This is a genomic window from Microbacterium suwonense, assembly GCF_030296555.1.
Classification (GTDB): domain Bacteria; phylum Actinomycetota; class Actinomycetes; order Actinomycetales; family Microbacteriaceae; genus Microbacterium; species Microbacterium suwonense.
The window spans coordinates 154,398-178,361 of the sequence record NZ_AP027728.1 but is presented as its reverse complement, the minus strand read 5'-3'; the positions used below and the strand labels follow the sequence as shown (position 1 = coordinate 178,361).

Annotated in this window: 22 protein-coding genes, 2 tRNA genes, 2 rRNA genes and 1 pseudogene; 13 read left to right on the top strand and 14 right to left on the bottom strand. The window is 65.2% G+C overall.

What is annotated here, in order from left to right; all coding sequences use genetic code 11:
- Positions 1-11 precede the first annotated feature (11 nt).
- Positions 12-3,121 (bottom strand): 23S ribosomal RNA (locus tag QUE33_RS00955).
- A 381-nt stretch (positions 3,122-3,502) separates the two neighbouring features.
- Positions 3,503-5,027: ribosomal RNA gene (locus tag QUE33_RS00950) — 16S ribosomal RNA — on the bottom strand.
- The 16S and 23S rRNA genes sit together here, the layout of an rRNA operon.
- 847 nt (positions 5,028-5,874) lie before the next feature.
- Between QUE33_RS00950 and QUE33_RS00945 the strand changes: the two genes are divergently transcribed.
- Both QUE33_RS00945 and QUE33_RS00940 read left to right on the top strand, forming a co-directional pair.
- Positions 5,875-6,096: a hypothetical protein gene (locus tag QUE33_RS00945; RefSeq protein ID WP_286301378.1), complete on the top strand. Its 222-nt coding sequence runs from the start codon at positions 5,875-5,877 to the stop codon at positions 6,094-6,096.
- A complete protein-coding gene (locus QUE33_RS00940) occupies positions 6,093-6,767 on the top strand; it encodes a hypothetical protein (protein ID WP_286301376.1) in 675 nt (224 codons plus the stop codon). Before QUE33_RS00945 ends, QUE33_RS00940 begins: the two co-directional genes overlap by 4 nt.
- A 74-nt stretch (positions 6,768-6,841) precedes the next feature.
- On the opposite strand, the gene QUE33_RS00935 is transcribed toward QUE33_RS00940, so the two are convergent.
- From QUE33_RS00935 to galU, 4 genes are all read right to left on the bottom strand, one after another.
- A tRNA-Ala gene (locus QUE33_RS00935) sits at positions 6,842-6,914 on the bottom strand.
- Positions 6,915-6,940: 26 nt separating this feature from the next.
- On the bottom strand, positions 6,941-7,783 hold the full coding sequence (locus tag QUE33_RS00930; RefSeq protein WP_286301374.1) for a hypothetical protein: 843 nt from the start codon (positions 7,781-7,783) through the stop codon (positions 6,941-6,943).
- Positions 7,784-7,879: 96 nt separating this feature from the next.
- On the bottom strand, positions 7,880-8,479 hold the full coding sequence (locus QUE33_RS00925; RefSeq protein WP_286302969.1) for a GNAT family N-acetyltransferase: 600 nt from the start codon (positions 8,477-8,479) through the stop codon (positions 7,880-7,882).
- Positions 8,480-8,516: 37 nt separating this feature from the next.
- Positions 8,517-9,398, bottom strand: a complete 882-nt coding sequence (gene galU, locus QUE33_RS00920; protein ID WP_286301372.1) for a UTP--glucose-1-phosphate uridylyltransferase GalU — start codon at positions 9,396-9,398, stop codon at positions 8,517-8,519.
- Between the two features lie 65 nt (positions 9,399-9,463).
- On the opposite strand from galU, the gene QUE33_RS00915 reads away from it, so the two are divergent.
- The 3 genes from QUE33_RS00915 to mscL are packed head-to-tail and all read left to right on the top strand — an operon-like array spanning position 9,464 to position 10,761.
- The gene (locus QUE33_RS00915) at positions 9,464-10,057 is read left to right on the top strand and encodes a 5-formyltetrahydrofolate cyclo-ligase (protein WP_286301370.1); all 594 of its coding nucleotides are present in this window, start codon (positions 9,464-9,466) and stop codon (positions 10,055-10,057) included.
- Between the two features lie 12 nt (positions 10,058-10,069).
- Positions 10,070-10,342 carry an FmdB family zinc ribbon protein gene (locus QUE33_RS00910; RefSeq protein WP_286301367.1) on the top strand — a complete coding sequence of 91 codons (273 nt, stop codon included), beginning with the start codon at positions 10,070-10,072 and terminating at the stop codon, positions 10,340-10,342.
- A 26-nt stretch (positions 10,343-10,368) separates the two neighbouring features.
- On the top strand, positions 10,369-10,761 hold the full coding sequence (mscL, locus tag QUE33_RS00905; RefSeq protein ID WP_286302968.1) for a large conductance mechanosensitive channel protein MscL: 393 nt from the start codon (positions 10,369-10,371) through the stop codon (positions 10,759-10,761).
- Positions 10,762-10,843: 82 nt separating this feature from the next.
- Here mscL and QUE33_RS00900 read toward each other — a convergent pair whose 3' ends face one another.
- A complete protein-coding gene (locus QUE33_RS00900) occupies positions 10,844-11,032 on the bottom strand; it encodes a hypothetical protein (RefSeq protein WP_286301366.1) in 189 nt (62 codons plus the stop codon).
- Entirely contained in the window at positions 11,025-14,681 is a 3,657-nt protein-coding gene (locus QUE33_RS00895) for an AAA family ATPase (RefSeq protein WP_286302967.1), read from the bottom strand. Before QUE33_RS00895 ends, QUE33_RS00900 begins: the two co-directional genes overlap by 8 nt.
- Positions 14,682-14,931: 250 nt before the next feature.
- On the opposite strand from QUE33_RS00895, the gene QUE33_RS00890 reads away from it, so the two are divergent.
- From QUE33_RS00890 to QUE33_RS00870, 5 genes are all read left to right on the top strand, one after another.
- The gene (locus tag QUE33_RS00890) at positions 14,932-15,459 is read left to right on the top strand and encodes a methylated-DNA--[protein]-cysteine S-methyltransferase (protein WP_286301365.1); all 528 of its coding nucleotides are present in this window, start codon (positions 14,932-14,934) and stop codon (positions 15,457-15,459) included.
- A gap of 144 nt (positions 15,460-15,603) precedes the next feature.
- The gene (locus tag QUE33_RS00885) at positions 15,604-16,173 is read left to right on the top strand and encodes a GAF domain-containing protein (RefSeq protein WP_286301364.1); all 570 of its coding nucleotides are present in this window, start codon (positions 15,604-15,606) and stop codon (positions 16,171-16,173) included.
- Positions 16,104-16,553, top strand: coding sequence for a LuxR C-terminal-related transcriptional regulator (locus QUE33_RS00880; RefSeq protein ID WP_286301363.1), 450 nt, complete (start codon positions 16,104-16,106; stop codon positions 16,551-16,553). The genes QUE33_RS00885 and QUE33_RS00880 overlap by 70 nt, the downstream gene beginning before the upstream one ends.
- A 4-nt stretch (positions 16,554-16,557) precedes the next feature.
- Complete coding sequence (locus QUE33_RS00875; RefSeq protein WP_350226485.1) at positions 16,558-16,884, top strand: histone-like nucleoid-structuring protein Lsr2; 327 nt, start codon at positions 16,558-16,560, stop codon at positions 16,882-16,884.
- Positions 16,885-16,944: 60 nt separating this feature from the next.
- Positions 16,945-17,018: transfer RNA gene (locus QUE33_RS00870), tRNA-Arg, on the top strand.
- A gap of 55 nt (positions 17,019-17,073) precedes the next feature.
- On the opposite strand, the gene QUE33_RS00865 is transcribed toward QUE33_RS00870, so the two are convergent.
- From QUE33_RS00865 to QUE33_RS00850, 4 genes are all read right to left on the bottom strand, one after another.
- Positions 17,074-17,571, bottom strand: a complete 498-nt coding sequence (locus tag QUE33_RS00865) for an HNH endonuclease (RefSeq protein ID WP_286301361.1) — start codon at positions 17,569-17,571, stop codon at positions 17,074-17,076.
- Between the two features lie 308 nt (positions 17,572-17,879).
- Positions 17,880-18,050, bottom strand: a complete 171-nt coding sequence (locus QUE33_RS00860) for a M23 family metallopeptidase (protein WP_286301359.1) — start codon at positions 18,048-18,050, stop codon at positions 17,880-17,882.
- Positions 18,047-18,697: a M23 family metallopeptidase gene (locus QUE33_RS00855; protein ID WP_286301358.1), complete on the bottom strand. Its 651-nt coding sequence runs from the start codon at positions 18,695-18,697 to the stop codon at positions 18,047-18,049. Before QUE33_RS00855 ends, QUE33_RS00860 begins: the two co-directional genes overlap by 4 nt.
- Positions 18,698-18,948: 251 nt before the next feature.
- Complete coding sequence (locus QUE33_RS00850; protein ID WP_286301357.1) at positions 18,949-19,650, bottom strand: iron-dependent transcriptional repressor DtxR; 702 nt, start codon at positions 19,648-19,650, stop codon at positions 18,949-18,951.
- A 98-nt stretch (positions 19,651-19,748) separates the two neighbouring features.
- On the opposite strand from QUE33_RS00850, the pseudogene serC reads away from it, so the two are divergent.
- Positions 19,749-20,854, top strand: a pseudogene (serC, locus tag QUE33_RS00845) (phosphoserine transaminase).
- A 105-nt stretch (positions 20,855-20,959) separates the two neighbouring features.
- Here the strand turns inward: serC and QUE33_RS00840 are convergent.
- Together QUE33_RS00840 and QUE33_RS00835 are read right to left on the bottom strand one after the other, a co-directional pair.
- Positions 20,960-21,475: a DUF3027 domain-containing protein gene (locus tag QUE33_RS00840; RefSeq protein ID WP_286301356.1), complete on the bottom strand. Its 516-nt coding sequence runs from the start codon at positions 21,473-21,475 to the stop codon at positions 20,960-20,962.
- Positions 21,459-21,839, bottom strand: coding sequence for a cold-shock protein (locus QUE33_RS00835; protein ID WP_286301354.1), 381 nt, complete (start codon positions 21,837-21,839; stop codon positions 21,459-21,461). Before QUE33_RS00835 ends, QUE33_RS00840 begins: the two co-directional genes overlap by 17 nt.
- Positions 21,840-21,971: 132 nt before the next feature.
- Here QUE33_RS00835 and QUE33_RS00830 point away from each other — a divergent pair, with 132 nt between their 5' ends.
- Complete coding sequence (locus QUE33_RS00830) at positions 21,972-22,247, top strand: multidrug ABC transporter ATPase (RefSeq protein ID WP_286301352.1); 276 nt, start codon at positions 21,972-21,974, stop codon at positions 22,245-22,247.
- Between the two features lie 4 nt (positions 22,248-22,251).
- On the top strand, positions 22,252-23,937 hold the full coding sequence (locus QUE33_RS00825) for a helicase-associated domain-containing protein (RefSeq protein ID WP_286301350.1): 1,686 nt from the start codon (positions 22,252-22,254) through the stop codon (positions 23,935-23,937).
- Positions 23,938-23,964 lie beyond the last annotated feature (27 nt).

Here is a 23,964-nt window from a genome sequence, read left to right as displayed (position 1 = left end):
AGAAGAACAGTGTTATCAAGTCATCGGCTTATTAGTACCAGTCAGCTGCACACCTTGCGGTGCTTCCACATCTGGCCTATCAACCCAGTCGTCTGGCTGGGAGCCTCTCCACCCCGGAGGGTGATGGAAGTCTCATCTTGAGGCCGGCTTCCCGCTTAGATGCTTTCAGCGGTTATCCATCCCGAACGTAGCTAACCAGCGGTGCTCCTGGCGGAACAACTGGCACACCAGAGGTTCGTCCAACCCGGTCCTCTCGTACTAGGGTCAGATCCTCTCAAACTTCCTACGCGCGCAGCGGATAGGGACCGAACTGTCTCACGACGTTCTAAACCCAGCTCGCGTACCGCTTTAATGGGCGAACAGCCCAACCCTTGGGACCTACTCCAGCCCCAGGATGCGACGAGCCGACATCGAGGTGCCAAACCATGCCGTCGATATGGACTCTTGGGCAAGATCAGCCTGTTATCCCCGAGGTACCTTTTATCCGTTGAGCGACAGCGCTTCCACAAGCCACTGCCGGATCACTAGTCCCGACTTTCGTCCCTGCTCGACTTGTCAGTCTCACAGTCAAGCTCCCTTGTGCACTTACACTCGCCACCTGATTGCCAACCAGGTTGAGGGAACCTTTGGGCGCCTCCGTTACTCTTTAGGAGGCAACCGCCCCAGTTAAACTACCCACCAGGCACTGTCCCTGAACCGGATCACGGTTCGAAGTTAGATATCCAGAGTGACCAGAGTGGTATTTCAACAATGACTCCACCATGACTGGCGTCACGGTTTCATAGTCTCCCACCTATCCTACACAAGCCACACCGAACACCAATACCAAGCTGTAGTAAAGGTCACGGGGTCTTTCCGTCCTGCTGCGCGTAACGAGCATCTTTACTCGTAATGCAATTTCGCCGAGTTCGCGGTTGAGACAGCTGGGAAGTCGTTACGCCATTCGTGCAGGTCGGAACTTACCCGACAAGGAATTTCGCTACCTTAGGATGGTTATAGTTACCACCGCCGTTTACTGGGGCTTAAATTCTCAGCTTCGCCCACAAGGGGCTAACCGGTCCTCTTAACCTTCCAGCACCGGGCAGGCGTCAGTCCGTATACATCGACTTGCGTCTTCGCACGGACCTGTGTTTTTAGTAAACAGTCGCTACCCACTAGTCTCTGCGGCCACCACACCCTTTCCGGAGTAAATCCGTATAAGCGGGTGGCCCCCTTCTCCCGAAGTTACGGGGGCATTTTGCCGAGTTCCTTAACCACGATTCTCTCGATCTCCTTGGTATTCTCTACCTGACCACCTGAGTCGGTTTGGGGTACGGGCGGCTTGAACCTCGCGTCGATGCTTTTCTTGGCAGCAGAGGATCACCCACTTTTCATCCGCATCGCGTCTCAGCCTCCTGACTCCCGGATTTGCCTAAGAGTCGGCCTACACGCTTGCACCAGGACAACCATCGCCTGGCATGGGCTACCTTCCTGCGTCACACCTGTTAATACGCTAGCCGCACCAGCATAGGGTCGTGTGCTCCACCCCCGGTGTCACCCGAAGGCGACGATGAGGAGCTTCGGACACTTAGCATCACTGGATTAGCTTGGGCGGTTCTTCGCCGGTACGGGAATATCAACCCGTTGTCCATCGACTACGCCTGTCGGCCTCGCCTTAGGTCCCGACTTACCCAGGGAAGATTAGCTTGACCCTGGAACCCTTGGTCTTCCGGAGGACGTGTTTCTCACACGTCTTTCGCTACTCATGCCTGCATTCTCACTCGTGTAGCGTCCACGGCTGGGTCACCCCGCCGCTTCACTCGCCACACGACGCTCTCCTACCCATCAACACGGCTGGACCACGAAGGCCTACCAAAAATGTCAATGCCACAACTTCGGTGGCGTGCTTGAGCCCCGTTACATTGTCGGCGCGGAATCACTTGACCAGTGAGCTATTACGCACTCTTTCAAGGGTGGCTGCTTCTAAGCCAACCTCCTGGTTGTCTAAGCAACTCCACATCCTTTTCCACTTAGCACGCGCTTTGGGACCTTAGATGGTGGTCTGGGTTGTTTCCCTCTCGACTATGAAGCTTATCCCCCACAGTCTCACTGCTGCGCTCTCACTTACCGGCATTCGGAGTTTGGCTGACGTCAGTAACCTGGTGAGGCCCATCGGCCATCCAGTAGCTCTACCTCCGGCAAGAAACACGCAACGCTGCACCTAAATGCATTTCGGAGAGAACCAGCTATCACGAAGTTTGATTGGCCTTTCACCCCTATCCACAGCTCATCCCCTCAGTTTTCAACCTAAGTGGGTTCGGCCCTCCACGCGCTCTTACACGCGCTTCAGCCTGGCCATGGATAGATCACTTCGCTTCGGGTCTAGAACATGCGACTAAAAACGCCCTATTCAGACTCGCTTTCGCTACGGCTACCCCACACGGGTTAACCTCGCCACATATCACTAACTCGCAGGCTCATTCTTCAAAAGGCACGCTGTCACCCCTACCATGGAGGCTCCAACGGTTTGTAAGCAAACGGTTTCAGGTACTATTTCACTCCCCTCCCGGGGTACTTTTCACCTTTCCCTCACGGTACTTGTCCGCTATCGGTCATCTGGGAGTATTTAGGCTTATCAGGTGGTCCTGACAGATTCACACGGGATTTCACGGGCCCCGTGCTACTTGGGATACTCTTCACGCTGTGAACCACATTTCAACTACGGGACTGGCACCCACTATGGTCGGCCTTTCAAGACCGTTCGTCTATACAGTCACATCACGCCCACTGCTCGGCAGAACAATACGAAAAGTCCCACAACCCCGCTCCTGCAACCCCTGCCGGGTATCACACAGAAACGGTTTAGCCTCATCCGCTTTCGCTCGCCACTACTCACGGAATCACATATTGTTTTCTCTTCCTGTGGGTACTGAGATGTTTCACTTCCCCACGTTCCCTCTACCCGCCCTATACATTCAGACGGGAGTCACCAGGTCGCACAAACGCCTGGCGGGGTTTCCCCATTCGGAGACCCTCGGATCAAAACTCGCTTATCAATTCCCCGAGGATTATCGCAGATTGCTACGTCCTTCTTCGGCTCCAGATGCCAAGGCATCCACCGTTTGCTCTTAAAGACTTGAAATCACATGAGCACACCAACACCCCAGGAAAAGGGCGCCGGTGATCGTTATTCTTTAAGATGCTCGCGTCCACTGTGTAGTTCTCAAAGTACGGGCGGAACCCCCACCAGCAACCAACCCACACGGATCAGAAACCAGAAGAGGCCCAGAAGTCCCAGAACAACCCCCTCCCCCACAGGAGAAGAAGCCGGCCCGGTCCCTCAGGACCCAACAGCGTGCAGACACCACATCCCCGCGACGTCCCGTTCCCACCGCCGAAGCAGCGTACTAAGAACACCACGCATCCGTGATGCCATGTCAAATGTTCCACCCATGAGCCCCAGCGAAGAACGAACGCCTTCGAACTGGGTTCTAAACACCCGAAAGTGTCAGATGCTCCTTAGAAAGGAGGTGATCCAGCCGCACCTTCCGGTACGGCTACCTTGTTACGACTTAGTCCTAATTACCAATCCCACCTTCGACGGCTCCCTCCACAAGGGTTAGGCCACCGGCTTCAGGTGTTACCGACTTTCATGACTTGACGGGCGGTGTGTACAAGACCCGGGAACGTATTCACCGCAGCGTTGCTGATCTGCGATTACTAGCGACTCCGACTTCATGAGGTCGAGTTGCAGACCTCAATCCGAACTGGGACCGGCTTTTTGGGATTCGCTCCACCTTACGGTATCGCAGCCCATTGTACCGGCCATTGTAGCATGCGTGAAGCCCAAGACATAAGGGGCATGATGATTTGACGTCATCCCCACCTTCCTCCGAGTTGACCCCGGCAGTATCCCATGAGTTCCCACCATAACGTGCTGGCAACATAGAACGAGGGTTGCGCTCGTTGCGGGACTTAACCCAACATCTCACGACACGAGCTGACGACAACCATGCACCACCTGTTCACCAGTGTCCAAAGAGTCCCCTGTTTCCAGGGTGTTCTGATGTATGTCAAGCCTTGGTAAGGTTCTTCGCGTTGCATCGAATTAATCCGCATGCTCCGCCGCTTGTGCGGGTCCCCGTCAATTCCTTTGAGTTTTAGCCTTGCGGCCGTACTCCCCAGGCGGGGAACTTAATGCGTTAGCTGCGTCACGGAATCCGTGGAAAGGACCCCACAACTAGTTCCCAACGTTTACGGGGTGGACTACCAGGGTATCTAAGCCTGTTTGCTCCCCACCCTTTCGCTCCTCAGCGTCAGTTACGGCCCAGAGATCTGCCTTCGCCATCGGTGTTCCTCCTGATATCTGCGCATTCCACCGCTACACCAGGAATTCCAATCTCCCCTACCGCACTCTAGTCTGCCCGTACCCACTGCAAGCCCGAGGTTGAGCCTCGGAATTTCACAGCAGACGCGACAAACCGCCTACGAGCTCTTTACGCCCAATAATTCCGGATAACGCTTGCACCCTACGTATTACCGCGGCTGCTGGCACGTAGTTAGCCGGTGCTTTTTCTGCAGGTACCGTCACTTACGCTTCTTCCCTGCTAAAAGAGGTTTACAACCCGAAGGCCGTCATCCCTCACGCGGCGTTGCTGCATCAGGCTTCCGCCCATTGTGCAATATTCCCCACTGCTGCCTCCCGTAGGAGTCTGGGCCGTGTCTCAGTCCCAGTGTGGCCGGTCACCCTCTCAGGCCGGCTACCCGTCGACGCCTTGGTGAGCCATTACCCCACCAACAAGCTGATAGGCCGCGAGCCCATCCCCAACCGAAAAATCTTTCCACCCACACACCATGCGGTGATAGGACATATCCAGTATTAGACACCGTTTCCAGCGCTTATCCCAGAGTCAGGGGCAGGTTGCTCACGTGTTACTCACCCGTTCGCCACTAATCCACCAGTGCAAGCACCAGCTTCATCGTTCGACTTGCATGTGTTAAGCACGCCGCCAGCGTTCATCCTGAGCCAGGATCAAACTCTCCGTAAAAGAAAAAAACCACACACCAGCAAAAAACCGGCACGCAGCGAGTTTGAAACTGACCAAAGAGACAAAATCAACTGACTTCATCCAATGCCACCCTCCAAAAAACAGAGAATGGTCTTTGATCCAAAGGAATACTCAACCGACCAAAAGGCCGGACGAGGATAATTTGGCATTTGACAAGTGCACGCTGTTGAGTTCTCAAGGATCGGACGCACCCACACACCCACCAACCAAGGCAAGAAGCGCAGGGCAACTTCACAATTATATTGGCCCCGACCCGGCTGTCGATTCGACGCCGTGAGGATCAGGACCAGAGGTGCTGCCTCGATTCCGAGGCAACTGTTCTAGCTTATCCGTCACGGCGAGCTTGTCAAATCGACGATCCCGGCGGGACATCCACACTCTTCGGGCCGGAGCCCTACCCGCATCCGAGGATTCGAGTCGAGGTGGTTGATTCGCCTCTTGGAGGGGAGCCAGGCCTTCCGGCCGCTCAACCGCTTGGGGCGAACAGGTAATAATCTACGACGATCCCCCGCATCCGGCAAATCCCCACGCACCCCCGGGCGTGTCGTCACATGCATCCTGGGTGATGTCCTCAGCGTCGCGGGGAAGCGGACAGGCTCGGCCCGCTCACCGTGCTCGCCACGATCCACGCTCTTCAGTGCGACATGCGTCGATCTGTGGTCGGGAGCGCGGTCCATGTAAGACTGTCAGCGACGAGAGGGGCGTCATCGGGCCGCGTGGGCTGGCAGCAACGACTTCCGGCGCACCGTGCTTATCATCGCCCCGGTCTTCGGGTCGCCCCGGTCTTCGGGTGCTGCGGCAGCCGGAGGCCCGAACGGAGGCCGCGATGAACATCATGAAGCACGTCTCTCTCGTGGGTCCGGTACCGACCGATGAGCAGGCACGGGCGTGGATGGCTCCGGCGCCCACCGCCGCGGCTCGGGCAGGCATCCGGTCCGGCCACAACATGCGCGATTCCGAGGCGTTCGATGACGTCTACCTGGTTGGCCGGACGGACGACGGCGCGAGGAACAGCGAGCGCAGCGCAAGAGAGGAGCCGCTGTCATGAGCCTTGTCGACCCGCAGTCCCGGTGGTGGAACCGGGATTCCACGCGCCGGCGCCTCGCCTACGTCTGCTACACGCTCTCCTTCGTGCTGGCTGCGGTGAGCATGGGACACGTGATGGCCGGTGAGGCGTCCGTACTGCCCGACTGGGTGTCGTTCATCACGATCGCGCCGCTGCCGTTGATGTTGGCCGGGTCGTTCCTGATCGCGTTCGGCACCACGGGGGACATGGATTCACGGTTCATCGTGTGGCCGCTGGCGGGGCTGTTCATCGCTCTCGGTGCCGGTGCCGTAGCCGGCGGTGCGGTGTCGCCCGGCGGTCTGAAATGGTGGCATCTCCAGTTCGTCGTGTTCGCCGCCGGCGGCGTGGTCGCGATCATCGTGTCGATCCTGCTGCGCCGACGTGCGCAGCGCAACGACGCTGTGCGAAAGGTGGCTGAACGCTCCAGGGTCGTCGCCACCGGCGTGGTCACCCGCGCTCGCGGCTACTCGGTCAACTACCGGCGGGTCACGAAAGTCACGGTGAAGTTCACCGATCAGGACGGCAACACTCGCTGGTCCAGCGACACGATCGCCGGGGAGATCACCACTGGACAGCGGATGCGCGTGCAATACGCACCCGATCACCTCGGGAACAAAGCGGCCGTGATCCTGACCAGGAACGGAAGCCTCTGAGGACTCGCCCCTGAGGAAGCAACGAACCCTGCCCCGCGATCACGCGGGACAGGGTTCGAACGTTTCCGATTGGGTGGACCTAAGGGGATTCGAACCCCTGACCTCCTCGATGCGAACGAGGCGCGCTACCAACTGCGCCATAGGCCCTTGAACTCAGACAGATTATCACGATCTCAGCCCGCGTTCCGACGCGTGAGCAGCTCACGCACGTGCGCCTCGATCTCGGCGTCGTCGATGACGCCCATCTTCGCGTACGGCGACTCCTTGGCATCCGTCCCCGCTGCCCGGACGGGCAGTGCGGCGGGTGCGGGCGGCGCCAGTTCTTCGGCGCGGCGGCGTAGTTCGGCTCGCCGTGCCGCGCTGTCACGCTCCTGCTGAGCATCCAGCTGTGCGCGTGCCCGCTGGGCACGGGAACCCGACACCGCGACCATCGGCTGCGGCAGCGGCCTGGGCGTCCACGACGCCGGCCCCTGATCGTGCAGCGGCGGGGAGACCCGCTGCTGCTGCGGCGCGATGTTCTGCGCCGACGTGCGCCGCCCGGCGTGCGCGGCCACCTGCGCCATCCGCACGAGCACGAAGGCGCCGGCGGTCGCCAGCACGAGGCCGGCTGCCATCAGCATCCATCCGCCCGTGACGACGAGATCCCAGATGCCGAATCCGACCATGGCAGCAGAGGCGACCAGCGCGAGACTCGCGGTGAACCGCAGGCGTCGGCGTGCCCGCGCCTGCCTGACCCGCGGATCGCGACGTGTCGCCGCCAGCTCTTCGCGCAGGCGCTCGAGTTCGGCGTTCTCGCGCTCCGCCTGCACGCGTTTGGCAAGGCGCTGCTGCTGCAGCGCGGTTCGTGCGGTCAGCTCGAGTCGCACCTCCTCGGGTGTCTCGCTCGTCTCGGCGAGCACCCGCAGCGCCTGATTCAGCCGTACGGCATTGCGCTCGGCGGAATAGTACTGATGGCGGCCGCGCCAGCTGGGCAGAAAGTACAGTGCCCACAGCAGCACGGCGACGAGGACGATCACGCCCCCACTCAGTACCGGTCCACCCATAGACACCACGGTAAGCGCACCGATCGGCGGCGCCCTGGCACGGCCGTCGCGTGTCGCGGCGAAAGCGGTTCAGAGCGCCGGCGGAATCGCCCCGGCACCCGGAGGCACGCGCCCGTCCACCCACCGGGCGAGCACCCCGTCCGGCACGTCCTCCTTGACCAGCGCGAACGCATGATGGTCGCGCCAGTCGCCGTCGATGTGGATGTAGCGGCGCCGCAGCCCCTCGTAGCGGAAGCCGAGCTTGCGCACGACTCGCAGGCTTGCCTGGTTCTCGGGACGGATGCAGATCTCCATCCGATGCAGGCCGAAGGTGTCGAAGGCGGCATCCGTCGCCATCGCCACCGCCGTGGGCGTGATTCCGCGCCCCGCGAAGCGCTCGCTGACCCAGTATCCGATCGTGGCGGAGCACAGCGACCCGCGGGCCACTCCCCAGATGTTCAGCTGCCCGGCGATCTCGCCGTCGTACTCCATCACGAAGGGGTAGCCGGCGCCGTCACGGTGCTGCTGCAGCAGCCGGCGGATGCTGACGCGCATGTCGATCGTGCTGGAGCTGCCGGGAATCGTCGCCTCCCACGGCTGCAGCCAAGCCCGGTTGCTCAGCAGCTCGCGCTGCAGCGTGCGCGCATCACGGGTGCGGATCAACCTCAGCCCGATCGGGCCGTGCTGCATCTGGTCGAGCGAATCGAACGGCATGGCGGTCCGTCGGCTACAGGCCGCTGGTGAATTCCTTCAGCCACGGACGCAGGTCCGAGCCGAGATCGTCGCGATCCACCGCCAGCTGGACGATCGCCTTGATGTAGTCGACCCGATCGCCGGTGTCGTAGCGTCGACCGCGGAAGACCACGCCGACGACGCCCGGCCCATCGGAATCGGCCGCCATCTCCTGCAGCGCATCGGTGAGCTGGATCTCCCCGCCCTTGCCGGGCGGGGTGCGCTCCAGGATCTCGAACATGGATGCCGGGAGCACGTACCTGCCGATCACGGCGAGGTTCGACGGCGCGTCCTCGGCAGCAGGCTTCTCGACGAGGCCAGTCACCCTCACAACACCGTTCGCGTCGGTGCTGTCGATCGCCGCAGCCCCGTAGAGGTGGATGCTGGCCGGATCCACCTCCATGAGGGCGATCACCGCGGCGCCGGTGCGCTCATGCGCGGCGATCATGTCGACCAGGAGCGGGTCGCGCTCGTCGATCAGGTCGTCGCCGAGCAGCACGGCGAATGAACTGTCGCCGACATGCGTCCTGGCGCGCAACACCGCGTGACCGAGCCCCTTCGGCTCGCCCTGGCGGACGAAGTGGATGTCAGCGAGATCGCTGGACTTCATCACTCGAGCCAGGCGGCCCTGGTCGCCCTTCTGCTGCAGTCTGACCTCGAGTTCGGGAACCGAATCGAAATGGTCGGAGATGGCGTTCTTGTTGCGGCCGATGATGACGAGGATGTCGTCGATCCCAGCGCCCACCGCCTCTTCCACCACATACTGGATCGCCGGTTTGTCGACGACGGGAAGCATCTCCTTCGGCATCGCCTTGGTCGCCGGCAGGAAACGGGTTCCCAGGCCCGCGGCGGGGATCACCGCCTTGATGGTGCTCATCCGGTCAGCATACCGGCGGCATCCGTTCCTCCGGCGGACCGGGGCGGCCGCCTTATGATCAAAGAGTGCCCGGCGACGAAGAACAGCAGAAACGTGCGCTGCGCGCGCGGCTGCGGGAGCGGCGGCAGCTGCTCTCGGACGCGGAGCGCGAATCGGCCGCCGTGGGCATCGCCCGGCAGCTGACTGCCCTGGTGCGCGCGCACGACGTCCGCTCGGTCTCCTGCTTCCTGTCCACCGCCACGGAGCCGGACACACGCGGATTCGTGCGTGCTGCGGTGTCTCGCGGCATCCGGGTGCTGCTGCCGATCACGCGCGCTGACGGTCTGCTCGACTGGGCCGTGGCAGATGACGACGAGATCACGGAGGGGTTGTTCGGGTTGCCCGAGCCCGGCGGCCAGGCGCTCGGGCCGAATGCCGTCGATGACGTCGAGCTGATGATCATCCCGGCTGCGGCGATCGACCGCATCGGAACCCGCCTGGGATGGGGACGTGGATACTTCGACAAGACGATCGGCTCGATGCAGAGGCGTCCCCCGGTGTACGCCGTGATCTATGATTCCGAAGTACTCGATTCGCTGCCGCGCGAGGTCCACGACCAGCCGGTGAACGGCTTCGTCACCCCGACGCGGACCATCACCATCTCGCCTGCACGCGACTGAACAGGAGCGCTCATGCCCACTTATGCCTATGCCTGCACGGCCTGCGACCACCGCTTCGACGCCGTCCAGAGCTTCGCGGAGGATTCCCTCACGATCTGCCCGGAATGCGGCGGCGCACTGCGCAAGCAGTACGGCACCGTGGGCGTGACCTTCAACGGGTCGGGCTTCTATCGCACCGACTCGCGCGCGAAAGCTGGTGCGAAGGCCGAGAGTTCGGCATCATCTAAGTCGGAGACTTCGACGGGATCCACTCCGGCACCCGCGAAGACCACGACCTCCGCGTGAGGTCCAAGACCACTACAAGGGGAACCATGCTCAAGGGATTCAAGGAGTTCATCGCGCAGGGCAACGTGATCGACCTCGCCGTCGCGGTCGTCATCGGCGCCGCGTTCACCGCGATCGTCAACACCATCGTCGAGCAGCTGATCAACCCGCTGATCGGTCTTCTCTTCAACGCGGAGAACCTCGACCAGGCGTTCATCGTCGAGGTGGGAAGCGCGAAGTTCGGCTTCGGCGCCGTCATCGCCGCGATCATCAGCTTCCTCGCGGTGGCGCTGGTCGTCTACTTCGTCTTCGTCGTTCCGATGAACAAGATGAAGGAGCTCCAGGCGGCGAGGAACCCCGCTGTCGAGGAGGACACCCTCCCCACCGAGCAGGAGCTGCTCATCGAGATCCGCGACGCACTGCGCAAGAACGCGAGCTGACCGGAATCACCGACGTCGAAGAACGCCCTGCCCCTCCGGGGTGGGGCGTTCTTGTTGCGAGATCTCGACTCGCGGTGATCGCTCAGTAGTGCGGAGGGACTTCCCTCAGCATCCGATCGTCGTTGGGCCCGTGGTCGCCCTCCGTCCCCGCCTTCCGTTCGGGACGCACATGCGGCTCGGACGTCGTGCCCTCCACTCGGGTCAGCTGCGCACGCCGGGCTCCGGGAACCCGCACCACCCGTTGGCGCTTCTCGCGGGGCTCGTCACTCATCGACGTCGAGCGGCTGGGTGTCGTTGTCGGCGCGGACAGCGTCCTCCTCGATGCCGAGGACGGTCGCGATGCGTCGCGCGACCGTCGTCGGGTCGCTGTACAGGTCGAAGGCGTGCACGCGCACATAATGCCAGCCCAGCCTGCGCAGCACCTGCGGCCGCAGGCGCAGGCTCTCACGCAGGGATTCATCGCGGGACTCCGGATCGGACTCGATCACGACGGCACGTCCGGAATGCTGAGCGACCAACGGAAGCCGGCCGCGGTAGTCCACGTCGACCGACGCTCCGAGACGACGCAGCTCTCGCGCCAGCGCCAGGGTGAGCGGATCGGCGAGATCCTCCAGGCGGGCTTCCCTGCCGCGGGCGGCGAGATTCCCGAGGATCGACATCAGCGTGGATGCACCATGCTCCAGGCGCCCCTCGTCGAAACCGGACGGACGGATGCAGGACACGATCACCATCGAGCGCCGAGCGCGCGTCATCCCGACCGTGAGCAGTCGCTCCCCGTCTTCCTGAGACAGATCGCCGAAGTCGCTGAGCACCCGGCCGTGCCTGGTCAGCCCGAACCCGAGCGAGAAGATCACCCGGTCGCGGCTCTCGGCCACGGACTCCTCCAGGGTGAGCACGGCGAACGGCTCGGCGGTGTCCCGACCGACGAAGTCCGCCACGTCCGATCGTCCGGAGAAGGCGGACGCCACGGCCGCGCGCACCCGTTCGGCGTGCCGTCGGCTGGCGGTGATGACCATGAGCGACTCGGCGGGACGATGGATGGCATGCTCGACCACGAGCGTCACAACGCGCGCGACCTCGGCATCCGGGCTCTCCACAGCACCGGACTCCGGATCGGGATTGCCGACCCCGCGCTCCACGTAGTCGACGGTCAGGCTTCCCCGCCCCAGGTAGGATCCCGCCCACGGCAGCGAGACGATCTCGCCGCCGTAGAAGGCGTCGTTGATCAGCTCGGCGAGATCCTCTCCCCCGGCGCGGTAGCTGTGCGTCAGGGTCATCACGGGGAACAGCTCGGCGAGACGCTCGAAGACCGAGACGTCGTCGAAGGGCACCTCGGGCTCCCACTCGGCATCGGGCTGCGTCGCGACCGTGAACGGCGTCGGTCGCTGAGTGACCGGGTCGCCGAAGGCGACGATCTGACGGGCGCGACGGATCGCGGGGGCGGCCTCGGCGAGATTCACCGCGGCGGCATCCACCAGCAGCACGGCGTCGAAGTGGATCGAGTCGGGGATGTCGGGCACCTGATAGGGCGAGGCGATCCACACCGGTGCGAGCACGCGGACGAGGTCGGGTGCCACCGAGACGATCTCGGCCGCGCTGGCGTCGCCATCCTTCAGCGCACGGCGCAGGTTGGCGGCCTGCTCGGGCTCATCGACGATCGCGATACGCCACTGACTGGCCAGGTTCCAGGCCAGCAGCGGACCGGCCATCGCGGTGTGCGCCTCGTCCACGAGGCGGAAGTCCCGCTCCAACCGGTCGACCACCGAGGTGTTCGCACCCAGCAGCGAGCGGTCGTCCTGCAGAGCGCGCTCGAGCAGCGACTGCCACCAGGCGAACTCCAGCTCATCGGCGACCCGCTCCTCCGCCACATGCCGCACAGACATGTCCGACAGCAGCGGCCGCAGCCCCATGCCGCTCAGCTCGTCGCGGATCTCGGTGCGCTCGACGAGATTGTCGAACACCGCGCTGCGCGCGGCGAGCCCGGACAGGGTGCGCACCAGCCGCGCGACGGGGAGCGCGGCGAGTGGTTCCTTGCGACCCAGCGCGGTGTCGAGTTCGGCGAGCTCTGCGGTCACCCGCTGCCAGGCGACGTGCACATCCGACAGACCCAGCGGCACCTGCGGCGCGACGCCGGCCTCGACATAGCGCTGCCACTGCGAGCGCTGGTGCTGGATGCGCAGCAGCGCTTCGTGCATCTCGTTGACCTGTGCACCCGGACGCACGTACTCGCGCGCCAGCCGTTTGAGGCGGCGGCGGGTGGCCGAGGACATCCCCGGTGCGTCGCGGCGGGAGCCGTGTGCCTGGATCAGCTCGCCCAGCGGACGCTCGAACACGGTCGGGCTGAAGCGGTCCAGAGAATCACGGATGCCCTTCAGCAGCTGCAGGTACTCACCGAGCTCGTCGATCGTGCCGAACGGCCGCATGCTGGTCTGGGAGATCAGCTCGTAGCCGCGCTCCAGCAGGGCGGGCACCGCCGTGCCGTGCAACTCGCCTGCGAGTGCGTGCGCAGCCTGAGCGGCCTCGGTGCTCTCGAAGCTGACGCCGTACCAGGGTGAGTCGTCGGGCCCGAAGCGGAACTCGCCGAGCCTGGCGGCTCGCGTGAGCGCCTCGGCCGCACGAGTGCGGTCGCCGGCGAGACGCTCCAGCGTCTGCAGCGAGAGACGCGCGCCCGTCGAGGGCGGCACAGGCAGCGATGCGAGCCGGGTCAGCTGACGGGTCGCGTCGAGGACGGATGCCCCGGTGCGGCCGACCGGCTCGGTCAGCGCACCTCGGTAGTCACGCAGCACGGTGCGCAGCCGGACGAGTGCCTGATCGATGTCGGTGGCCTTGGGCTGGGTCGCCTTCTCACTGCGCGCGATCGACCTGATCAGGTCGCGCCGCATGTCCGCCGGAGAGACTGCAAGGCCGTCGAGCCCGATGCCCGCAAGCCGATGACGCACGCCATCCAGCGTTGAGCGTCTGGCCGAGACGACCAGTACGCGCTTGCCCGCACGGACGAACGCACCGAGCGCGTTGATCACGGTCTGCGTGCCGCCGGTGCCCGGCAGCGTCGAGACGACCAGAGAGTGCCCGGCGGCAATGCGCGCGAGCACCTCCTCCTGCTCGGCATCTGCATCCAGCAGCAGCGTCTCGGAAGCCGGCACGCGCTCGTCGGGCGCGAGCACCTCCGGTGCCTCCCGGCGCTCCGAGAGCTGCTCGCGATCGGCCGCGTGCCCGCCGAGCGCATTGAGCACGGGATGATCGAGGTTCACCATGTCGCGCACCATCGCCCCGGTGACATCGGCGAAGGTGGAGACCACGAGCCGTGGATGCACCGCGAAGGTGTCGATGGAGCGGGTCAGCTCGCGCAGCCGATCGATGACCGGCTGCGGTTTGAAGATGCCGCCGTCGTAGGCGAGAGCTGCGAGCTCGGCTGCATCGAGAGTGAGCCCGAAGTGATCTCGAGCGATCCGGATCAGCTCGGGGTTCACATCGAACGCACCCTGCAGCTTCAGCTCGAAGTCGGCATGGTGACGACGGATCGCCAGCGGTCGCAGCAGCACCGGCGCTGCGAAATCCACGCCGCCCACCCGCCAGCGAGCGATCCCCACGGCCAGTCGGACGGCGTCGATTCCGCGCACGGTGCGCAGCTCGGTGTTGCGTGCGGTGATCCGCTCAGCAGCCATCCGCGCGGTGCGCAGACCGACCTCGTCACGGAACAGGTTGGACAGCAGCGTGGAGCGGCCGGTGATGAACTGCGGCAGGCTGCCCGGATGCGCCTTGGAGATGTCGATGCCCGACTCGGGCGTGTCCGTGAACGACGTCAGCGGCGAAGCTCCGCCCAGATCAGCGGCTTCGGCACGCAGCCTGGTGCGCTGCGCCTCCGCCGCGTGGGCGATGTCGATCCCTGTCGACGAGTCACTGAGCTCCCCGAGATTCATCGCGGTGTCCTCCTCCGCGTCCTCGGTGTCCTTCGCCTCGCGCCGCCACACATCTCAAAGCCTAAGCGCGACAGCTGCGAGCACCGGTATCCCGGGCCGATTCCCGCAGATCGTGGCGGCTTTTCCACGTCAAGCACCCGCTCAGCGCGATCGAATCACCCGCTCTGCACATTCCCCGGCCTCTTCCGAGTTGTCCACCGATCCCGTGATCGGCGCAGTCACGAGGGTGCGTGCACAGGATGATGGGGACATGAGCTTTCGACACGACTTCATTCCGACGCCCTTCGGCGACGCACTGGCGGTCTTCTCGGATGCCGGGATCGTCAGCTTCGACCTCTCCGAACCGCAGGATCCGACCGTGCCATGGCTGCTGGAAGGCGTGAGCCGCCGGCTCGGTGCGACGCCCGAGCCGGCACCGGGAGCGGGTGACCAGCTCGCTCACCTGCTGGCCGAGTACTTCGAAGGAGCACCCATTCGCTTCGACGAGCAGCTGAGCTTCGACTGGCGGCTCGTCGAGGGGTTCCCGCGCGCGGCGCTGCAGGCGGTGTGCGAGATCCCCTGGGGCGAGACCATGAGCTACGGCGAAGTGGCGGTCGTCGCCGGCAGTCCCGGCGCCGCCCGGGCCGTGGGCACAGCATGCCGCCTGACCCCGTTCTCGGTGATCGTTCCCGCGCATCGAGTCATCCGATCGGATGGAACGCCCGGTCATTACGGGGCGCACCCGGAGCGAAAGCGCTATCTTCTCGACCTCGAAAGCGACTCCGCCTCGACATCGTGACAGACACGGGGCCCGGCGTGTAGGCCGTCGGGCCCCGATTCCGTCATGAGCGCCCGCATTTCCGCATATTCATGTCGATGGTATTGTCGACGCTACGAAACGGGGCGATGCATCACCACCCCTGAAAGCGGGAAATCACCGAGGATGAGAATGCAGAGCGGCTCGACGGAGGCCGGTTCCAGAGAGGATCTCATCGCCGGTGGTGTGCGCGAACTCGCTCGCCGCACGCGATTCCCGGTCGCTTTCGGCGGGCTCATCCACGACGGTGAGGTCGACATCACGACGATCGTCGGCAACCGGACCCGTCATCTCGACGGCCTTCAGGTGCGCCCGGAACGCGGACTGGGCGGGCGCGCGATGATCGAACTCCGCCCACGCATGACGAACGACTATCGCTCCTCCCAGCAGATCACCCACGACTACGACGTATTCGTGCTGGGCGAGGGCCTTCGCACGCTGCTGGCGCTGCCCATCGTCGTCGAGGGCAGGCCCCGCGGCGTGCTCTACGCAGGTGCCTGGGAGCAGTCGCCGATCGGCGACGTGACGACGGCCCCGGCGATGTCGGTGGTGCAGCGCATCGCCACCGAGCTGCGCATCCGGGACGAGGTCGAGCGGCGACTGCACGAGGCCGCTCCCCTCCGGTCGTGGCGTCACCGCAGCGGGAAGATCTTCGCGAGAGCTTCGCAGAGCTGCGCAGCATCGCGGCGGAGCTGACCGATGAATCGCTGCGCGAGCGCATCGCCGCTGTCGAGCGCCGCCTGATGGGAGTCGCGGAGCCCGCTCAGGCGCTCGACGCGGAGCCTGCGGCGCACCTGTCTCCCCGCGAGCTGGATGTGCTCGCCTGCGCAGCGGTGGGCTCCACCAATGCGCAGATCGCGACGCAATTGGGCCTGCGGGAAGGAACTGTCAAGGCCTATCTGCGCTCGGCGATGTCGAAACTGGATGCGTCTTCCCGTCATTCGGCGGTCGTACGAGCGCGCCGCGCCGGCCTGCTTCCTGAAACCGGCAATTCGCATCATTCAGAATCGACAATTGAATGCGCCGATTCTTGCATTCATCGAATGCCGCGCATATCGTTGACGCATGGCTCGTAGAATTGTGCATCAGCTCGTTGACGATATCGATGGCACGCTGCTGGAAGTCGGGGAAGGCGAGACCGTTCACTTCTCCCTAAACGGCGCAGCATATGAAATCGATCTGACGAATTCCCACGCAGAGGAGCTGAAAGCGGCTCTCGCGCCCTTTATCGAGGCGGGCCGTCGTGCTTCCGCGGGGAACGTCCGCGCTGCGGCACCGCGCCGCCGTGCCGCACGCAACTCCGAGGTCGGCGAGATCCGTGAATGGGCGAAGGCCCAGGGCCTCAAGGTCTCTGAGCGCGGCCGCATCTCTGCCGAGGTCATGGACGCATACCGCGCCGCACACTGACATCTTCGTTCCCGATGCGGACGAAGTGATCGTGGCCGCCGACCATTAGACTTGTCGGGCGCCTTCGTAGCTCAGTCGGATAGAGCGGCCCTCTCCTAAAGGGCAGGTCGCAGGTTCGAATCCTGTCGAGGGCACGATCACGCGAAAAGGGCCGCCCGGAGGGTGGCCCTTTTCGCGTGATCTACACCCCTACGCGGCCAGTGCCAGGTACGGCTCCCACCGCGGGTCGCTCCGCTCGGTGCCGCGGACGGTCCACGCGGTGCCACGCGGCTGACGCGGCGCCATCCGCAGCTGCCAGCCCATTTCCTGCGGCGTGCGGTCGCTCTTGAGGTTGTTGCACTTCAGGCAGCAGGCGATGAGGTTTTCCCAGCTGTCCGCTCCTCCACGCGAGCGCGGCAGGATGTGATCGATCGTGGCGGCATTCCGGCCGCAGTACCCGCAGCGGTGGTCATCGCGACGCAGCACTCCACGCCTGGTGACGGGTATGCGTCGCGCGGACGGCACGCGCACGTAGCGTGTGAGCAGGATCACGACCGGGCGCTCATAGGCGTTGCGTCCCGCCCAGACGGGGTCGCCCTCCACGTGTTCGATCACGCTGGCCTTCTCATTCATCACGAGCACCATCGCTCTTTTGAACGAGACCACCGTGAGCGGCTCGTATCCGGCATTCAGAACCAGTGTGCGCATCGTCGTCATCCTCTCGATCCGGCCGGGATGGCTTCCCGGCTCTGTCGACTCACACGACGCCGTTCGGGCAGCAGCGGCCACAGGAATGAGAAAAGGCGCCATCTCAAAGACAGCGCCTTTCATGCTCGACGATGCCGAGCCGTCCCTGCGGACCGAGCCGGTGAACCAGATGACCGAGCACATCCATGGTTCGGATGCCCGGTATCTGCTCCATCGGCTTCTCCCGCCCGTACGACGACGGGTACAGGCTAGCCCATCCGTCTGAACCGGACGGGATTCCGGGCGCGCGACGTGTCGCAGCGGGTGACTCAGCCGGCGTTGGCGCGCAGCCACGAGACCGGCTCGACCAGCGAGCCGTTCATCCTGACCTCGAAGTGCAGGTGCGCGCCGAACGAATGCCCCGTGTTGCCGACCTTTCCAATGAACTGTCCGGGCTGCACGACCTGGCCGGCCTGCACTGCGCGAGTGCCGTGGGTCATGTGGCCATACAGCGTGGAGATCCGCTGACCCCCACGACGGAGTCGATCACGATGGCGACCCCGTAGCCGAAGTAGCTCTCGGACGAGGTGCGCACGACACCGCCAGCGGCGGCGAAGATCGGGCTGCCGGCCGGTGCGACCATGTCGGCGCCGCTGTGTCCGCTGCCGAGCGTGCGGCTGACGTAGTACGAGCCCTGAGCGAGCGGGTAGCGCACTTCGCCGGATCCCGCCGCGACCAGACGCAGATCCGCATCGCTCAGACGGCTGCCGCTTGAAGCGAGGCGGGCCGCGACGGCAGCGCGCTTCTTGGCGGCCTCCTCGGCCTTCTTCTTCGCGATCTCATCGGGAGTGGTGGCCGAGTAGGTGCTGCGCTCGATGGGGGCGGCGGTGGCCTCGGATGCCACCACGAGCGACTGCGCGTCATCGAAGGCCATCTGCTGCAATGTCGTGGCCTCGGTCTTGCTGGCGCCGGTCGCCGCATAGGCGGGAAGGGCGATCGCCGCCACCAGAGCACCGACGGCCGCGAAGATGGCCACCGAGCGCATCGGCTTGACACTCGACCGGGTGCTTGCACTGGCCCGAGCGCGAATCGGCATCCGCTTCTTCGGGTCTTCGGGTGTCTCGGTCGTGGCGATGTCTTCGGCCAAAGGGAATCCTCCTGCGCCTCCGCGCTCATTCGGGTGAACGCAGGCTCGTCAGCATCAGTCGTTTCTCGGGCACGTATGTCACACGGCACGTTGTGCGAACTTCTCGCGGAGACGACGAGCCAGGGAGGCGATCTCCGCGATTGTCGCCGACGGGCTTCTCGCCGACGACCTCACCGACGTTACCGGAAGATAACGATTCTGTCACCCCGCGAACCTGGCAATTCACCAGGTTAGGCTGCGGCTGCGGTCGATCAGTCGCTTCCGCCGACCAGGAAGATGTGCGACGCCAGCTCGACGGGAAGCTCCAGACCCTCGTCACGACCGTCCATCTGGATCAGCACGTAGCCCTCGTTGTAGCGGTACTCCCCGTGCGCCCCCGGCACCACTCCCGCATCACGCAGCTGCTCGAGCAGATCGGGATCGACCTGGGCGGGCTCGGCCAGGCGGCGCACGGTTCCCGTGATCGGCCCGCCTGCAGCATCCAGCTTCTTCACCAGCCCGATCACGCCGTCGTCGAAGGAGCGCGACGCCACGTCACCGAGCTGGTCCAAGCCCGGAATCGGGTTCCCGTAGGGCGACTCGGTCGGATGCCCGAGCAGCTCCACGAGCCGGCGCTCGACCTGTTCGCTCATCACGTGCTCCCAGCGGCAGGCCTCTTCATGCACATAGGCCCAGTCCAGCCCGATCACATCCGACAGCAGCCGCTCGGCGAGGCGGTGCTTGCGCATCACGTCGACCGCTTTGCGTCGTCCAGCCTCGGTGAACTCCAGCCGCCGGTCATCCGACACGACCACCAGGCCGTCGCGTTCCATGCGCCCCACGGTCTGCGACACCGTCGGCCCCGAGTGGCCTAGCCGCTCGGAGATGCGCGCACGCAGCGGCACGATGTTCTCCTCCTCGAGCTCGAGGATGGTGCGCAGATACATCTCTGTCGTGTCGATCAGATCGGTCATGCAAGCCCTCCGGAGGTTATAAGGCAAGCCTACCTTCCGCCCTGACGCCGTGCGTCATGCGGTCGAGGGGATCGCCGCGCTCCGCCTACAATCAAGCCATGGCGATCGAGATCCCCCGCGAACTCCTGCCCGTCGACGGACGCTTCGGCTGCGGTCCGTCCAAAGTGCGCCCCGCGCAGATCGAGGCGCTTGCCGCGGTCGGATCGAGCTTGCTCGGCACCTCGCATCGGCAGCTGCCGGTGAAGAACTTGGTGGCGAGCGTGCGCGAGCGGCTCGCGACGCTGTTCCGCCTTCCCGACGGCTACGAGATCATCCTCGGCAACGGCGGCTCGACCGCTTTCTGGGACGCCGCCGCCTTCGGCCTGATCGAGCGCCGCAGCCAGAACCTGGTCTTCGGAGAGTTCGGCGGCAAGTTCGCCAAGGCCGCCGCCGCGCCGTGGTTGGACGCTCCGGACGTGCGCAAGGCCGATCCCGGCTCGCTCGCGGCCGCCGAGGTCATCGACGGTGTCGACGTGTACGCATGGCCGCACAACGAGACCTCCACAGGTGTCGCAGCTCCCGTGCAGCGGGTCGCCGCAGACGGCGCACTCACCGTGATCGATGCCACCAGTGCCGCGGGCGGGATCGATTTCGATGTGACCCAGGCCGACGTCTACTACTTCGCCCCGCAGAAGAACCTCGGCTCGGACGGCGGGCTGTGGTTCGCCGCCGTCTCGCCTGCGGCCATCGAGCGCATTGAGCGCATCGCGGCATCCGATCGCTACATCCCCGAGTTCCTGAGCCTCGGCAACGCGCTGACCAACTCCCGTCTCAGCCAGACGCTGAACACCCCGGCGCTGACGACCCTGCACCTGCTGGACACCCAGCTGGACTGGATCCTCGGCCACGGCGGGCTGGAATGGGCTGCGGCGCGCACGGTGGAGTCGTCCGGGCTGCTGTACGACTGGGCGGAGGCGACCTCGATCACAGCGCCGTTCGTCGCCGACCCGGCGCACCGCTCCCCGTCGTCGCGACGATCGACTTCGACGGCGTCGATGCGGCGGCCATCGCGAAGACGCTGCGCGCCAACGGCATCGTCGATACCGAGCCCTATCGCAAGCTCGGCCGCAACCAGCTGCGCATCGCGACGTTCGTCTCCATCGACCCCGACGACGTGCGCCAGCTGATCCGCTCGATCGACTTCGTCCTCGAACACCTGGGCTGAGCACCGAAACCCCTCACCAGCGCCGAAACCCCTCCTGATCAGCGTAATTCAGGAGGGGTTTCGACGTTCACGAGGGGTTTCGCCGGGAGGATGGAAGGAGTGGGGTCACTCCTCCTCGTCGCCGGCGTCCTCGTCGAGTTCGTCGATGTCGACGCCGTCGAGGTCACCGGCGTGCAGCAGGTCGCTCACGTCCTCATCGTCATCGTCGTCGTCGTCATCGTCATCCGATTCGTCGTCAGAGTCGGCATCAGCAGCATCATCTGCGTCACCGGCGGAGCCGCCCTCGGCGGCCTGTGCTGCCAGCTCGGCCTGGTGTGCACGGTACTCCGCGAGACGCTCGGCCCACGGCACCCAATCCGGGGCGAGCAGAGCGCTATCGCCGGGCATCAGCTCGACCTCGAGCACCGTCGGCTCAGTATCGTCGACCTGTGCGACCGACACGGTCCAGTACCAGCCGGGGTATCCCGGCAGCCGGTTCTCGAAGCGCAGCGAAACGGCGCCGCTCTCCTCGACGGTGTATCCGGCGGCAGGACCGACGGTGGCGGCAGGGGTGATCTCGTGCAGCGCGGCGAGGGCGAGATCGCGTGTCGCCGCGGCGAGTTCGTCAGGCGTCGAGGTCATCAGCGACCTTGCGCAGCACGGCGGCAACCTGGCGACTCCGGCCTGCGGAGGGATAGCGGCCTCGCCGCAGCTCGCTCCCCATGTCGTCGAGCAGCTTGACGAGGTCCTCGACGATGATCGCCATGTCGTCCGCGGGCTTGCGGGTCGCCTTCGCGAGGCTCGGCGGCGCGTCCAACACCCGCACCGAGAGCGCCTGCGGACCACGGCGCCCGTCGGCGAGACCGAACTCCACACGGGTGTTCTTCTTCACGGAGACGCCCGCGGGAAGGGCAGAGGCGTGCAGGAAGACGTCCTGGCCGTCATCGGATGCGATGAAGCCGAACCCCTTCTCGTCGTCGTAGAACCTGACCTTGCCGGTGGGCATGGGAGAACCTCGCTGAGTGTGAATGCCGAAACACCGCGCGGTGGCGCGGCCTCTCCAGCCTACCCGCCCTCGCAGGACCCCCGGCATCAGCTCGGCGAGCTGCACGGGCACCCAAGCGATACGCTGAGAGCGATGAGAACCCCACAGGAGACACCCGAGACGCCGACCGGGCGGATCGATCGCTTTCTCGCGTACACGGCACTGGCGCTGGCGGCGGCGTCGATCATCTGCTTCTTCGCGATCATCATCGGCACGGCGACCGGCATGGATCAGGCCTCGTTCGGCTCCGGCGCCTGGCCGTTCATCGCGGCGCTGCCGCTGTTCGGGCTCCCACTGGCCTTCGTGATGATCATCGCCCTGCTGATCATCACCTTCGTGCGCAGGGGACGCGCGGGCAAGCGGTCCTGACGCCATGAGCACCCAAGCGCGCCCGCTGGCGGATCGGCTCTCGGCGGCGAGCGATGCGCAGCTGGCCGAGCTGCTGCGGATCCGCGGGGTGCGACCGGATGCCGATTGGGATGACTTCTTCGACGCCGCGGAGGCGCTGCTGGAGCCGGCGTCGATCGAGCGTGGCCTTGCCGCAATGACCCGTTCCGAGGCGCAGACGCTGATCGCGGCGATCAGAGGCGAGGCTGATGCCGACGCGCGGGAGCTGCTCGGGCAGCATGCGTTCCTCGACGATGACGGACGGGTGCCCGCCGCCGTCGTGGCCACCGTCGCCGCGCACCCCGCCGTGCCGGAGGCAGACCGGGTCGACGAGTCAGCGGCATCCGCTCAGGCCTCGGCGCGCGCGGCCGAGCGGGCATTCACGACCATGGGATCCCTCGCCGACCTTCTGCTGGCGGCCCGGACCGCTCCGCTCTCACTCATCGCATCCGGCGCGCTGAGCGCGTCGGAGAAGCGTCGGCTGTCCGCGCGCGACGAGCCCGATGAGCTCCGTGAGATCGCCGAGCTCACCGGCCTTGCGCGCGCCGTGGATCGCGAGCTGCGCGTGACGGCACCCGCCGAGGAGTGGCTGGCTTCGTCGTTCACCGCACGATGGGCGCACGTGGTGAGCGCGTTCCGCGCCGCGCTCCCTGCAGGCATCCGTTCGGGTGACGGCTGGATCCCCGTCGGCGAATGGGAGCAGGCGCATCCCTGGGATCGGAACTGGCCCGCCAGAGCGGCGCGGCTGCGGTCCCTTGCCGTGCTGCTCGGACTGCGCACCCAGGACGACACCGAGCCGTCGTGGGCCCGGCGACTGCGGCTGGGCGAGCAGGTGCGAACGGACGATCTCGAGGCGCTGCTGCCCACCGAGGTCGACCGGATCTTCCTGCAGAACGACCTGACCGCGATCGCCCCGGGCCCGCTGCTGCCCGAGCTCGAGAACCGGCTGCGCGGGATGACCGAGCACGAATCCGCCGCGCAGGTGTCGTCGTACCGGTTCAGCGCGGACTCGATGGCGCGCGCGCTGGTGGAGGGCGAGACCGAGCAGAGCATCCTCTCGTTCCTGCGCGAGATCTCGCTGACCGGGCTTCCCCAGCCGCTCGAATACCTGGTCGCACAGACCGCAGCGCGGCACGGACTGGTGCGCGTCGGACCGGATGCCGTCGGCGGCACCAGCGTGTCGAGCACGGACGAGCATCTGCTCAGGGCGATCGAGGTGGACCGGAATCTGCGCCCGATGGGTCTCGTGCGCGAGGGCGATCATCTGACCTCGCGGGTCAGCGCGGAGACCGTCGCATGGGCGCTGTCGGATGCTCGCTACCCGGCCACGCTCGTGGATCGCTACGGTGCGAGCGTGGCCGCCAGCCGGCGACGGCTGGCTCCGCCGCTCCCCGCCGAACCGGAGACGTACTCCGCTCTGCTCGCGCGACTGCGCTCCCGGCAGGGCCCGGATGCTGATGCCGCGTGGCTGGACCGCGAGCTGGAGGCGGCCGTACGCGCCCGTGCGCACGTCGTGGTCGAGGTGGCGATGCCGGACGGATCCCGCCGCGAGTTGACGCTGGAGGCATCCGGGATCGGTGGCGGGAGGCTGCGCGGGCGGGATCGCACCGCCGATGTCGAGCGCACACTGCCGGTGCGCAGCATCCGCTCGGTGCGGGTGCTGGAGGACTGACCCCGGCATCCGACGGTAGACTGGACA